Source organism: Paenibacillus prosopidis (assembly GCF_003337375.1).
In the GTDB taxonomy this organism is placed as follows: domain Bacteria; phylum Bacillota; class Bacilli; order Paenibacillales; family Paenibacillaceae; genus Pristimantibacillus; species Pristimantibacillus prosopidis.
The window spans coordinates 32,906-47,636 of record NZ_QPJD01000001.1 but is presented as its reverse complement, the minus strand read 5'-3'; the positions used below and the strand labels follow the sequence as shown (position 1 = coordinate 47,636).

At 50.4% G+C, this 14,731-nt stretch carries 8 protein-coding genes; all 8 read right to left on the bottom strand.

The annotated features are described in order from the left end of the window. Positions 1-339: 339 nt before the first annotated feature. The 8 genes from DFP97_RS00160 to DFP97_RS00120 all read right to left on the bottom strand — a co-directional run bounded on the left by DFP97_RS00160 (position 340) and on the right by DFP97_RS00120 (position 14,675). On the bottom strand, positions 340-1,188 hold the full coding sequence (locus DFP97_RS00160) for a sulfurtransferase (protein WP_114377967.1): 849 nt from the start codon (positions 1,186-1,188) through the stop codon (positions 340-342). Positions 1,189-1,228: 40 nt separating this feature from the next. Beyond that, on the bottom strand, positions 1,229-2,140 hold the full coding sequence (locus tag DFP97_RS00155; RefSeq protein WP_245975762.1) for an alpha/beta hydrolase family protein: 912 nt from the start codon (positions 2,138-2,140) through the stop codon (positions 1,229-1,231). Then, on the bottom strand, positions 2,118-3,356 hold the full coding sequence (locus DFP97_RS00150; RefSeq protein WP_114377965.1) for a molybdopterin-dependent oxidoreductase: 1,239 nt from the start codon (positions 3,354-3,356) through the stop codon (positions 2,118-2,120). The genes DFP97_RS00155 and DFP97_RS00150 overlap by 23 nt, the downstream gene beginning before the upstream one ends. Then, positions 3,353-4,462 (bottom strand): sensor histidine kinase, encoded by a 1,110-nt coding sequence (locus DFP97_RS00145; RefSeq protein ID WP_114377964.1) that lies wholly within the window; start codon positions 4,460-4,462, stop codon positions 3,353-3,355. The genes DFP97_RS00150 and DFP97_RS00145 overlap by 4 nt, the downstream gene beginning before the upstream one ends. Next, positions 4,459-5,193, bottom strand: coding sequence for a response regulator transcription factor (locus DFP97_RS00140; RefSeq protein WP_114377963.1), 735 nt, complete (start codon positions 5,191-5,193; stop codon positions 4,459-4,461). Before DFP97_RS00140 ends, DFP97_RS00145 begins: the two co-directional genes overlap by 4 nt. Positions 5,194-5,370: 177 nt before the next feature. Next, on the bottom strand, positions 5,371-5,730 hold the full coding sequence (locus DFP97_RS00135) for a hypothetical protein (protein ID WP_114377962.1): 360 nt from the start codon (positions 5,728-5,730) through the stop codon (positions 5,371-5,373). A 508-nt stretch (positions 5,731-6,238) separates the two neighbouring features. Then, entirely contained in the window at positions 6,239-12,979 is a 6,741-nt protein-coding gene (locus DFP97_RS00125; RefSeq protein WP_114377960.1) for an immunoglobulin-like domain-containing protein, read from the bottom strand. 109 nt (positions 12,980-13,088) lie between these two features. Continuing rightward, positions 13,089-14,675 carry an extracellular solute-binding protein gene (locus DFP97_RS00120; protein ID WP_114377959.1) on the bottom strand — a complete coding sequence of 529 codons (1,587 nt, stop codon included), beginning with the start codon at positions 14,673-14,675 and terminating at the stop codon, positions 13,089-13,091. Between the last annotated feature and the right edge of the window lie 56 nt (positions 14,676-14,731).

Sequence of the window (14,731 nt, the reverse complement as noted above, 5' to 3'; positions counted from 1 at the left end):
CGCGGCAGGGAGAAAACATGGGATTTTCTGTTGATCAAATAGTAAAGTTGAAAGTATTGTGATTTCTTGTTGCACAAGTGGAGAAATATTAGAGGAAACGACTTAGTTAAAGAAGGACCGGTTAGCCACTCGAAAGACAAGGGCTGCCGGCCTTCTTTATGTGCAGGGGGTGTGAGAGGAACGAACGCAGGAGCTACACGAAACAGGGAGAACACAAACGCATGATCGGCACGGAGCTTAGTGAAAGTTTTTCAGAGAGCAAGTGTTGATTCCGTGTTGACTCTGAGCATCAAGTGGCGATATATTCAAAACTTAAATACTGCTATATGCCTCTCAGCTTTACTCCTCACTCGTAGCAACTGGGTTCTCAGGTCTGGAACTCCAATCACTCCAGCTCCCCGCATACAATTTCACATTGCGGAATCCCGCTTCCTCCAACGCGAACACATTCGGCGTTGCCGTAACTCCCGAACCGCAGTAGACGATGATTTCATCGTCACGTGATAGCCCGGCGAAGCGCTCTGCCTGCTCCTCCGGCGACTTCCACGTGCCGTCGGCGCGTTTGCCTTCGTTCCAGAAACGGTTGATTGCGCCTGGTATATGGCCGGCAGCGGGATCAAGCGGTTCGACTTCGCCGCGGTAGCGGGGAGCCTCGCGGGAATCAATCAGTACCGTACCCTTCCTTCCGATTCTCTCCTTCACCTCGGCTTGGGTTACCAACAGCTCGTTCCGGACCTCTGGCTCGAAGCTAACACCCTCCGCAGGAGCAGGCGTTTCGGTGCTGACCGGATGACCGGCTGCTTGCCAGCCTGCAAATCCACCTTCAAGCAGAAATACTTGTCCGTCATGCCCTATCCACTTCAATAGCCACCGCAAACGGGAAGCCATTGCCCCGCCCTGATCGTCATAAGCAACTACCGTCGTATTTTTGCCAATCCCGATTCGACCTAATACTGCTGCCAGCTCTTTCGGCTCCGGCAAAGGATGGCGGCCGCCTTGTCCATCGGGGCGCTTCGGTCCGGAAAGGTCGTGACTCAAATCTAAATAATAGGCGCCGGGTATATGAGATTCCGCATACACCCTCCTGCCCGCTTCCGAATCGTTCAACGCATACCGGGTATCCACGATGACAATACCGTCCTCACCCAAACGTTCCAGCACCCATTCAGCCTTTTTAAAATATGTCATTTTACTCATCTCCTCTTGCTTTCGATATTATTTAATATTGTTAATTATCGCATTTATCAGGCCGGATCAATAATGGAGCAAAAAATGCGCCGGTAATGGCGATGGCCCGCTCCAAATGATCCGTCGTCCCGGCAAAAGGATGCACCGCTCCGAATGTATGGTTTGCGCCTTCCAGCGTCGCAAAGCGATGATGTGGAGCCGCTTCGCGCAGCTTCCGATTATCGTTCAATATTCTCTCCGAATCTTGATCGCCTTGGATGAACAGAACAGGTGTCTTCAACGCAGCTGCTCGTGCCGCGATGTCGAAGCGCTCCCGATTGCGGTCCAAGTCCTCGAAGAACAGTGCCGATATCGGCATTTGCTGTTTCGTCCGTACATTGGCTACAAAGCCCACTCCGTCACGCAAAACCTGTTCGCGGAACGCTTCCCCGAACAGGTTGCAGTCCGCAATCCCGTTCCACGTCACGACACCGCGTATTTCGGGATGCTCCGCTGCGAACAGCACGCTATTCCCGCCGCCGCGGCTATGCCCCACTAGAAAAATCTGCCGCTTATCGATCTGTTCCACAAACGGAAGCTTCTCCTCATGAACCGCCACAAGCAGCGCCGCAAGATCATTTTGCTCCTGCGAATATGTATTGGCACTGAATCGGTCCAGCTCGTCAAAGTCAGTCTTATTCACACCGTTATGTGAGAAGTTAAACGTAATGACGGCGAAACCCTGGCTTGCGAACCGCTCAGAAGCATAAGGGAAAAATCCCCAGTCTTTAAAGCCTTTAAATCCATGCGCAAAAAGGAGGACCGGCTTGCGCCGTCCATCCTCCTTCAGTCGAATGTCTCCTCTTACTTTTACGACCTGATCCAGCTCTAACGTAAACGTCTGATGTACAATGTTATGATCGCCCATAAGTAACCACCTTTCCATCGTCTCACACCCAAGCGTCGTTCGCATAGCCACGCTGCTCCCAATACCCTATATGTTCGCCTTCGATCAGCTCAATCCTGTTTAACCATTTTACTGATTTGTACGCATACATTTTCGGCACGACTAATCGGACTGGACCACCGAGATCGCTCGGGATCGGCTTGCCGTCATGCATGACTGCAACCATTACATCATCCATGTCGGCTTGCTCAAGCGTTAAGGTATCGGTATAAACCCCGTCGCCGGAATATAGCTTCACGGTTTGCGCGCCAGGCTTCACACCGGCCTTTTTCAGCAGCTCTTTGAGTGGTATGCCTTCCCATGTGTTTTTATACACGGACCAGCCGGTTACACAATGAAAATCACTCACCTGCACCGTACGCTTCAGCTCAACAAATTGCTTCCAATCCCACTTGAATGAATTCTCCACAAGGCCATCTATCGTAAAAGACCAGTTATCATTCGAAAATTCCGGTATCGGCGTCACCGTGTACACCCGGAATTGACCGATCGCCCCGCCGCCCATCGGCGGCGCTGATGCGGGAAGCGGCTGCGGCGCCGGCACCAGCATGTTGGCATCATTTTCGATCAACTTATCGATCGTTTGGGTACCGCCGACGCTGCCGATTGAATTGCCTAACCACTTCATGAACGATGGTCCAAGCGTGACCGCGAGTCCCACACCTATCGCTCCGCGGATAAACGCTCTGCGCGTATAGATAGGCTGCGGCACTCCTGCAGGATGCACGTCCACTGTTTCGCGTTCGCTCTGTATCGTCCGGCGGCTAGGCTCCTTGAGCCATTTTGCCCGGGTAATGGAATGATAAATAATATAAGGAAGGCCGATCCACGTAAGCAAATCATGCACCACTAATGCAATGTTCGATACGCTCGGGCCAACCGCTTTAAACTGCCACAGCAGCACGCCTGAGCCGAACCAGCCAAGCAGCAATCCGAGCACAACGAGCACGTTAAACCGCTGCCAAGGCTTTTGCTTCAGCTGCTTCCAATGCTTCCCCGCCAGCGCCAAATAGTAAAGCACGGGCAAAATCGAAGCAATACCGACGACGATATGCAGCCACTTGATCCACACGCGGCCCTCACCGAGAAAGCCGCGCCAGAACCCGCCCACGAGTATTAGCCCGGTCAACGTCAAAATAACGACAATCCAACCGTTCCAAGCGTGAAGCGATACGAGCTTTTTGCCATAGCCTTTACGCAACCGTTCGATGAACCCGCTCATAAGGAAGCCTCCTCCTTCAATGTGGCTTTTGTTACTTGACCCTCTCCGGCTCCTTCAACCGCTTCATGAACCGTGAACCAAAACGTACTTCCTTGAAGAAGTCCCGACGGCATAATGCCTATCTGTCCATCGTACTGCTCTACCAGCAGCTTCGCAATCGAGAGCCCCAGTCCCGCCCCCCCGCCTTCCCTGCTTCGAGAACGGTCGGACCGGTAAAAACGCTCAAATATGCGCTCTCTTTCCTCCATCGGTACGCCTTCTCCTTCATCGGATACGGTAAACCGAATGACCCTCCCGGGCTCTTCCTTCATTTCTTCCGCTTCTATAAAAATCAACCCGCCCTGCGGCGAGTACCTCACCGCATTTTCGAGTAAGTTTTGCAGTATCCGCTGCAGATGGCGCGGCTGCATCCTTAAGCGAAGCGGCCGGTCCGGCAGCTTCACCCTCAGTTGCAAAGATTTCGAGTCAATCGGCTTCGTAAACCGCGGCAGCAGCTCGACAAGCACATCCTCCACAACCGCAGGCTTAAGCTCCTCCGGCTCCCGCTTCGCCGCGCCCAGCGTCGACAATTCAAATAAATCGTGAATCAACTCTCCAAGTCTGACCGTCTCCGAGCGAATCGTAGCCAAATATCGCCGGAACGTCTCCTCATCCTGAATAACGCCGTCCTCCAGTGCCTCCACGTACGACTGCACCGACGCGAGCGGCGTTCGCAGATCATGCGCCATATTCGCAACAAGCTCCCGCTGTGCCGACTCAGCTGCTTTTACCTGACGAAAGCTTTCATCCAAGCTTGTGCTCATTAGATTAAACTGTTCAGCAAGCTTTTTAAATTCTGTCAGTCCCGTGTGCTCCACGCGGGCTTGAAGATCACCTGCCGCAATTCGGCCTGCACCCTCTCCAATCCGGCGGACGGACGTCTCCAGCGGACGCACCAGCAAAAAGTGCAGCAGTGCCGACACAACACCCGCGCCAACAGTCGCCAAGGTCAACCAAATGAACTGCTCCCTGTTCAAAAGCATATACCGGTAGAACACCAGCAGCAAAATAATAATAAACGCAATACTTATCGTATTCGCGAGCAATAAGTAGGAGCGCAGCTTCATACGGTTGCCCCTTTGCTATCCAGCTTATAGCCGATCCCCCAAACCGTCTTAATCCAGCACGGATCGGACGGATTATCCTCAATTTTCTCGCGCAGACGGCGGACATGAACCGTTACCGTCGTCGTATCGCCATCATAAGCGAAATCCCAGATTTGATTAAGCAGCTGGCTGCGCGAGAACACTTTGCCTGGATATAAGGCCAGTAAATGGAGCATATCGAATTCTTTGGCCGTAAGCTCCGCCTCCGCCCCCTTAACCGTTACCCGTCTCTCCTGTGGAAATATCGATAATCCGTCAAAATGAAGCGATTGCCCCGTTTCGCCACCAGGCGCTGGAGACTGCTCCTTGGCCATCGAGCTTACGTTTGCGCCCGTTCTTCTCAGTATATTTTTGACGCGAAGCACAAGCTCTCTCGGACTGAACGGTTTCGTCATATAGTCGTCAGCGCCCATCGTAAGGCCGAGAAGCCGGTCTGCCTCTTCCCCGCGTGCCGTCAGCATAATGATCGGCGTATCCTCCGATTGGCGAATAATATCGCAAACTTCAAGCCCGTCCAGCTTCGGCATCATTAAATCAAGCACAAGCAGGTCCGGACGATGCTCCCTCCACAAGCGCAGCGCTTCCTCGCCATCGGAGGCAATCCATACCGTGCAGCCCTCTCGCTCCAAATAGCGGCGGCAAACATCCGTTATATTCCGTTCATCATCGGCTACAATTATACTCGCACCCAAGTTTGTTTCCTCCCGCTAAATCCGTTTCGTATCATCTATGTCCATTATACCTCTGGAGCGCTGCGGATACGACTATACCTGTCTAAGTAGAAATAAATCCCCCCGCCATACGACGGAGGGATCTGCCGATCGTGGTCGGTAATCAGCTCTAACTTGAGCGTCCCGCTTTTAACCCTATTACATCTTGTTATCCGTTTTCATATCATCTTCGCTTGTTTCCTCTGACTTCATGTCATCTGTCTTCATGTCATCTGTCTTCATGTCATCTGTCTTCATGTCATCTGTCTTCGTATCCTCCATCTTCGTATCCTCCATCTTCTTATCGTCATCCATCATTTCTTTATCCTTCATACCCTCGTCTTTCATGCTTTCATCAGTCATGGTTTCGTCAGTCATGGTTTCATCCTTCATGCTTTCATCAGTCATACTTTCGTTCATTTCCGTCTGCGAGTTGCTCATGTTGTCCTCATTCGCGTTGCACGCGCTTAGCGCCAGCATGCTCCCCAGCAATAATGCGCCCCAGATACCTTTTTTCAAAATAATCTCCTCCTTAGATCAACACATTGTTCTTTCGCCTACAAACGATATTAACGAACAATGCTAACCATCCAAGAACGATACGCTTGCGAAACTATTAGAAAACCATTACGAAAGTATTACAGCTCCATCACGTATCAAAAAGACCTAGAATAGGCGAATAAATCAAGACAAACATCGTGCCGGGACACACCACCATCAACATACTATGTGGGTATTGTTATTCCTATATATGTGGGGAAAGGATGATCACATTGGTCAGACGGACATTAACGGCTGTAGCAAAGGCTATTCCGTTAATGGCTCTATTTCAAGAAATCCTGATGACCCGGTTACCGACGGAAGTGAATAGATCGGACTGTTTCGAAGCAGATAGCGTCCATTTTTACTTTTATTTTTCCAACCTGTATGAAACCCATTCAAACCCTTTGGCATTTCAAGGACAAAAATGGTGAAGGCCGGAGGGAATAACTCCCGCCGGCCTTCCGTTTCACTATTCTATTTTGACCTAGATAAGCGTTTGGGCCCACCGGATCAGGATATCGGCTTGTTCTTTCGTTAACGAATAGCCGATCTGGTCAGATACTTGACCTATATAAGAGGTCATCAAGTCCTTAACCGCAGCTGTGTTGCCCCGCCCAGCCGCAGCTTTCGCTTGATCCAGCTTATAGTTCAACGATTTTGCGATACCGTCCCATCCTTTGGCACCCTTCGACTGAAGGAAAGCGGTCGTCACTGTCTTCAAGCTGTCAAACGTTGCCTTAACGGTAAACGTATGCGTAGCCGTCGTTCCATGTCCCGCCATGTCCTTCGCTGTGACCGTTGCCGTATTCTGACCGGACGCTAGGGTATAAGCCTTAACCTGAAGCAGTGGTTTTGCGCATGGAGTACCGTATACGCTTGAAATGACATCAGTCGCGCTGCACGTCAAGGTGACAGTCTGGTCGATTGTGTACAAAGCCGCACCTGTTATTTGCACCACTGGTGCCGTAAGGTCGATTTTGACCTCAAGCGATTTGGCTTCCTCTACATTGCCCGCCTTATCCGCGCTACGGTAATCGATAATCGTCTTGCCTTCCTCGGATAGGGTGACCGGTTCTGTATAAGCTGTCCACTCCCCGCCGTTCAAGCGGTACTCCGTCAGCTCCACGCCTTCGCCTTCATCCCCGTCTTCAGCTGTCAGCGTTAGCTTAACATCCGACGTATACCAGCCGTTCGCGCCATTCGGAAGCTTCGACTGCACAGTAGCTGCCGTGACCGGCGCCGTTTTATCCAGCGGAGTCCCGAATACCTTCACTTCGCTTAGATGAGGAGTATACCAGTTGTTCGGATTATTGTGCAGCACCGCATCGACCAGCTGCACTCGGACATATCTTGCCTGTCCGGTCAGCTTATCGGAGGTAAAACCATAATCCAAATTATCCGTACGATCCAATGCAGTCGTAAAGTTGATGCCATCTGTGCTTGTTTCAATCTTGTACTTAGGATAACCTTCGGAGCCCTTATGCAGATACCATGAAATCTGAATATTTCTCAGGTTGTAATTGTCTCCCAAGTCAACCATCCACCACTTCGGCCAAGTGGCGCTGGCGGACACCCAGCTTGTGTAATAATCCCCGTCATTCGCTTTGGAGGCTCGATTGCTTTCCAGCCCATCCTGTGCATATGCGGGCTTTCCTTCAGATAGAAGAATACCGTCCTGAACCGGAACGACTACACCTGTTTTCCGGTTAAAGAGAACTTGATCATAGTAATCAAAGGAAGCGTAGCCGTTGTTAAGCGAAATCGGCAGCCAGCGCTGTCTCGATCCTGTCGCTTGGCTTGCCCATCCATGCAGCCACCTGTTCGCATGCATAAAATACGAGGTCGCTTCCGTACCCTTTGTCGCCGATACTCCGCCAGACTGAGCAGAAAACGTCGATGAATTTCCAATGCTCCTCAGCTCTGACCAAGGGCCCTCAATCGACGAAGCCGAAGCATACATGCCCTTGCTCGGATACCATCCGGCAGCCTCTGAGGTAAACAGATAATAGATTCCATCCTTTTTAATCATGCTAGGCGCTTCACGATGCTTGCCTTCATGAATTTTCGCTACCTGTCTCTCAACGGTAATATAATCGTCGCTCAGTTGGTATAAGAACAGATCGCTGTTCGTATTTCCTGATGAAATGATATATCCCGTACCGTCATCATCTTTAAAGAAAGCGATGTCCCTTGAATCGTTGCCGTTTGGCCTGAAGCTGCCATGAAAGGTTAACTCCTCTCCGGGATCTCCTGACATAGAAGCTGCTCTGCCGAGCGTGTAATCTTTATTATTTTCATAATGCATCCAAGCCACGACTTTGCCTGTTTCTTCATTGTAAGTGAAAGACAAGCCTTCGAATTTGCATGCCGCTAAATCCGGATGCGATGCCCGGGTGAGGACAACCTGCTTCGCTGACCAGTTCTCCCCATCTTCCGAAGTTTGAACGTTAATCTGTTTAAATCCGTCGCTATCTCTTTCATATTCATAATAATAATAAGTCGAACCTGCTTTGAGCGTCGGAAAAATCTTGGTGTTGCCTGCTTCATCCTGCCATTTCATCTCAATCGTATTGTCATATACTTCAAGATTATCAGGTACGGAAAAAGTCTTCACCGCCACCGCTTCCGATATTTCAGATTCTCCTCCCGGATGAACTGCTTTTACTTTATAATAATAGGTTTCGTCATTAGTCAAACCATTATCACCGAATGCAATCGCTCTTCCATCGTATACTTCCGCATACGTGCCGTTCAAATCATCCGAGCGGTACAAGACATAACGGGCAGCATTCGGCACAGCCTGCCATTTCACATTCACGCTTGTTGCCTCTTTGGAAGCAGCGGAAGTAATAACCGGCATGGCAGTGAGACCCTGCGGCGTATCCAGCTTCATATCCGACGTATAGATTTTCACCTCATGCAAGCCTCTATACCACGTCACCGGATTGTTCGCATTGTTGGTGTGGCCATATTGACCGAGAATCGTCAATTTAACATAACGGTATTTGCCGGTCAGCTTATGGCTGTTAAATGATGTTGTCCGGTTACCGCTTTGATCCACCAACAACGTGAAATTTTGATCGTCGTTGCTGCCTTCGATTTTGTAAGTGTAATAGATTTCCGAGCCGTTCCACTCTCTCCAGCTCAAATCGACGCGGATTAGATCGAACTCCCGCCCCAGATCTACACGCCATGTCTGCGGGAAGGAGGTACTGCCGGAGTCAAAGAAGTTATCATAACGCCCGTCATTAGCTGCCGATGCCGGATAGCCGGATGCCGCAGAGCTTGCTGTGACCGGCTTGTCTTGCGATACAAGCAAATCCTTAGGTGTCTCGAAGCGGCCTGTGGCTGCATTTAAATCCCACTCGCCCGAATACCCCAGCTCCGCAACACCGTTATCTAATTGCAGCGGCAGCCAGATATATTGCGAATTCATTAATGCCGACGGATTCCAGCGATCGCCCACATAAACATAGGAGGTCGTTTCCGATCCGTACACATTAACAATAAATGACGCTTGCGTGTAATAGGTAGACGGGTCGCCGAACGGCTTAAGCGAAGACCACGCCGCTTTATCCTTCAGATTAGTCGTTGACGTATACATGCCCTGATTCGGATACCAGCCGGACAAGCCGGAGGTGAACATGTAATAGACGCCATCCTTCTTCACAATGGCCGGCGATTCACGCTTCCCTCCAGGGAAAAGCGTGTACAGCAGGTGATCCGTATACAGATAATCATCGGTCAGCTGGAATACATTCATATCCGCGTTATTGTTCGAGGATGAGAATAAATAAGCCGTACCGTCATCATCCTGGAATACGGTAAAGTCCCGGGACTGCATACCGCCTGGTTGGAAACGGTTCACGTACGTATAATCGCCGTCCACCGTATCCGATACGGCCACAATGACATTAGCCTGATTATAGTTGCCCGCTTCTTCCCAATGTCCCCAAAGAACATATTTACCGGTTTTTTCATTGTAAAGCACCTTTGGACGCTCGATCTTGGAGGATGCCAGCTCCGGGTGCGATGCCGTTGTCAATACCGTGTTGCGGAACTCCCACGTCTTCAGATCCTTGGAGGCATATACGGAAACGCCCTTCAGCACCGCCGAATTATGTCCCTTATCCTCGCCAAACCAGTAGTACGTATCCTCCACTTTAATGATATGACCGCCGTGCGCCTGAATCATGCCGCCTTCGGTGTCGTACCAGAATTCCCCGTTGCGGATCGTTGCGCTGTATGCGCTATCGTCAATGACCGTTACGGCTGCCTGCACCCGCGTGCTTGTGCCCTTAACCGTACCTGCCGCAGTGAATGTACCGACAGCTGCATATTTGGAAGCATCGATCGCATCCCATTCCACTTCCAAAGTCGTATACAGGTTGTTCGTATAATCGATCTTCACAAGCTCTGAAAGCCTTGGGGAAAATCCTGCCTTGGTCGTCACTTTTAAAACATCGAGCGTTCTCGGAGTCGATAGTCTGTGAACTAGGCTGCTCCATTCCGCCTCGGTAATCAGCTTGAAGCTGCCCTCGAGTGCTCCGGCTGGTAGCGAGAAGAATGATGCTGCCTCCTTCGTCCAGCTGCCGGTTAGATCCTTAGACGAGTAAAGCGACCAAACACTGTTCACATATTCATACTTATACCATTTGTCCTCGGACAGCAGCTTGAAGACGTTTTGGCCGGCAATCGCCGTAACGCCCGCATTGCTGCTAAGCTCCGTCCAGGTTCTTCCGTTACGGCTGACAGCATAATACAACGTACCACCCTTGGTGTAAGCAAACAAGTATCCTGTAAATTCATCCTGCTCGTGTATAGTAATGACAAAATCTCTTGTTTCCGTTACTGAGCCTCTCGTAATCTTCGCCGTCAGCGTCACATTCAAATCCCCTGCGCCTATCGGCGGACGGCTGACCATTCCATCCGGTCTGAGATTGACCTCGTGATCGGACTTCCAGCTGATAACCGTGTCATTCAAACCTGATACGGGCAGCGTAAGCTTAGCCGTAACCGCATTCGCATTTGCAACCTTTAGTGCAGCCTTGTCCGCGGCTACTGCATCCGCATCGGAAAGCTCCGCCAATACAGTAACCGTAAATGACTTACTTTGCGATGCATTTCCTTGACTAATCGCAGCTGTCAATACGACAACCGCGTCTTCTTCGCCTAATGCCGGGCGGGCAACCGCGCCGCTAGGACTGATAACCGAAGCGTTATCCGACTGCCAGCTGATGCTCGAGCCATTTGGGCCTTGAAGCGGCAGCTGCAGATCGGTCATGACGGCGCTTGTATCACCTAGGGTCAAGGCCGCGGTGTCCGCTTCTACATTGGCCTTATTCTCCTGCGTGGTAAAGAATGCAACTTCCGCCGGACCCAGAGCCCGGTTGAAAATATAAAAATCATCGATCTTACCGTCCAAATAAGGATCGGCGCTAAATAAAGACCGGCCGATATAATTGAGCGACGTGCTGCCAAAATCACTCGGTTTAATCGTTACATTGGAGTTGCGGGCAACTTCCGTACCATCCACATACAGGATCGCCGTGCCTCGCGACAGCGTCATGGCATAATGTTTCCATTTGCCGGCCGTCTGCTGCGCCGGACTTTTAGACACAAGCTGCTCGCTTCCGCCATTTTTGAGAACGAATCTGGTGTCGCCATTGCCGCTTCCTGTGGTGAGAAATATATAATTGCTTGTGCCTAAGCCCATATCAAAGACGCGAGCCCAGCTCTTAAGTGTATCCTGCTTCACCCATGTGGCAATCGTCATTTCATTTAAATCCTTCATGATGCCTGCCGGAAGCAGCACATGGTCGTTCGTACCGTCAAGATCGACAGCTCCGCCAGTCCTTCCGGTTGTCCAAACGGCTCCATTTATTAACGAAGCCTTTGCTTGATTGCTGCTTGTTGATGTAGGTGCAGCAGTAGTTCCCGTGCTTTCGTTAAAGGGATATGCCGCCACGATGCCGGGCAGCAGATCCGGCGAAGCCGGCAATACCAATGTCGTCGTTTCATTAATAACGGCTGACTTTTGCGATTCGTCATTGGCATCCGAATAACTCACCGTATAATAATACGTGACGCCCGATGACAGTCCGCTATCTGACACTTCTGTTGCAGGCCCGGAATAAAAAGGAGTCGTGAATGGTCCGGAGGCATTGGTTGCCCGGTATAGCGAGTAAGAGCCTGCTCCTGTGACGGCGTCCCAGCTGAGGGAGATCGTGTTTTCCGACTTAGCCGTTGCTTTTAATCCGGTTGGCGCTGCCGCACTAGCCTTCGTAATGGTGCTGACCGTTGCAGAATCAGCGGTCTCGTATCCATCCAGCTCAGCCGTAACCCGATAGTAGTAGGTTGTTTCCGCATTCAATCCGGTGTCGCGGAATGATGCAGCGGAACCGTTATAGACCTGAATAAAATTGGCATCCGCTTGTGTTGAGCGATATACGCGGTAAGTCGACGCTCCAACGGTCCCATCCCAGCTTAGCGCAACGGTCGAGGCGGTTGCTTCTGCTGCTTGAACATTGCTCGGGGCTGCCGGCTTCGGATCCGGCAAGCTCCGGACCTGAATATCATCTACACCCATTTGGCCCCAGTTCGTCCGGAATCCGACTTTACCGGCGGCTAGCGAATTATCGGTTATACTAAAGATCCGGGTGCCGTCTATGTAACACCGGATCGTATTGCCGTCAACCACCATTCGCATCGTATACCATTTGCCTTTGACTGTCGTAAAATTGGAGGAACCGAGCGTTGTGCTTGTTCCACTCACTTTCTTGGACAGCTCAAGCTTATTAATGCTCGTTGGGTTTAGCCTGAACATGTAGTAGTTATTATTATCGGTATAGCGTGCCACGATGCCCGGGTATGGACCATCGTTAACCAGCTTAACCTTTGTTTCATACACGTAGCTGCTCCATGAGCTGTCTCCGGCAATCGCATAAGCTTCAGGACCATTGAGGCTTTGATAGAGCATTTTGTTGCCGGCTGCCGCCGCATCATCCGCAACCGACCAAGCTCCCGTCCCGCCGCTTAACGTCCAGCCGTTCGAATCGCCATCCTGAAAATCATCCTCGAGCAAGACAGTCGAAGACACTGCAGCTGCCGGAGCTGAATCCGTTACCAGTGCATCTTCCGCAGATACGGCATAGGTCGGCATTACGCTCGATAAAACAATAAGTAATGCCAGTACCATTTTCGATAATGCAGGAATTGATTTCATCCGTTAAATAACCTCCATTCATTTTATTTAAAGCGCTTACAATTTATTGTATTAACAAGGCTGCCTCATCCGTAAAAAATCTACTTGTGAGACAGCCTCTGCTAATCGTTTATTTAATTCCTTGAGCTGTTACGTATTCCTGCCATTGCTTCGTGTATTCGGCTTGAATTTTCTCAAGACCAGCCTGTTTCGCTTTTTCGAGGAACGTTTGCAGGCCTTCGTCAATGTTTTTCACCAAACCGGCTTGCAGCGGGAACAGGTATTGCTTCTCCACTTGCTCAAGCGCCGCTCTTTCCGCTTGGTAAGCTGTGTAATCTTCCGCGAAGCCTGTAAATTTATCAGGCACTTGGATTTTATCGAGCTCATCGAAGATCGCTTTTACGCCGTCATAGTTTTTGTCGAACAGCATGAACTCAGGATTACGCCAAGCCCAGCCGTTCATCCCTTCGCGAGGGAAACCATTGGAATTGTTATCGCCGATCATCGAGTAGTAGCCGTCTTTTACTTCATAGTTTTTGCCTTCCACGCCGTATTGCGTCAGCATGTTGTAGCGCTTGTCGGTAACCATTTTTTCGTAGAACGCAAGAGCGCGCTCTGCGTTTTTGCTGCTTGCCGGGATGGCGAAGCCGTTGTGGATCGGGTGAACCGGCGTTGCGATACCGGTTGTTAACGGGAACGGGTGGTAGCCGAGCTTCCATTCCGGGTGAGTCGATTGAATTTTAATAACCATATCATTGAAACGGTTCGGGTTGTCGCCGATAATGGCAGCGGCTTTACCGCTTGTAATTTGATCCTGCAGCGTATCTTTAACGGCTAGTACGTTTTTCACCATGTAGCCGTTGTCCTGCCAACGCTGAAGCGTAGTCAAATCTTCCTTCTGCTCATCCGAACCCCAGTAGGAGTATACGTCGTTAGGCGTATCGTATTTGATGCCCAGACCGTAAGGAAGAGCGCCGATTGGAGAATGTGTAATGCTTCTGAAACGGTCCATCAGATTCGTCTTCACGTCGGAGTTCATCGACAGCGGCGTCATCGCAGGCTCGTTCTTTTTGATGCCGTCCAAATACTGCTCGAAAGTCGCAATATCTACCGGTTTAGGCAAATTGTATTTCTCGCGCAAATCTTCACGCCACACAAAGCCGTCTGTTACATATTCCTTGTAAGTCGCTGGTACCGTGTAGATGCTGCCGTCGATTTTCACGGCTTCCCACATATCGGCAGGCACGAATTCGTTCAAAGCAGGAGCAGCTACCGGAAGCAGCTTATCAAGCGCTTGGAAAGCACCCTTCTTCGCATACGATTGGTATTGCGTCCATTCCGCAGTGAAGATCAAGTCGACTTGTTGACCGGATCCAAGCAGAAGCTTGTACTTTTGATCCCAGTCCGTCCACGAAGTATAGTTGAATTTAACGGTAGCGTTCAAATCTTCCAAAGCCATTTTGTTAATTTCTTCTTGGATGGATGCGAGGTCTTTAGGGGCATCACCCAGCATATAAAATTGCAATTCAACTTTTTTCGACGTATCGATTCCCGTCTTTGTACCAGTACCTTCATTTGCTGCGCCTTCTGCCGGAGCATTGGTTGCGTTGCCGTTCTTCGTGTTTCCCGTGTTGTTCGATGAGCAAGCTGCCAGCACCGTAATAAGCATAATAACCGAAAGTAGAAGAGCGGCTGCTTTTGTTGCTTTCTGTCTCATGTGAATCCTCCCTTTTAATGTAGATCTTATATATGTCAGCTAAACAAAGAGCAGTA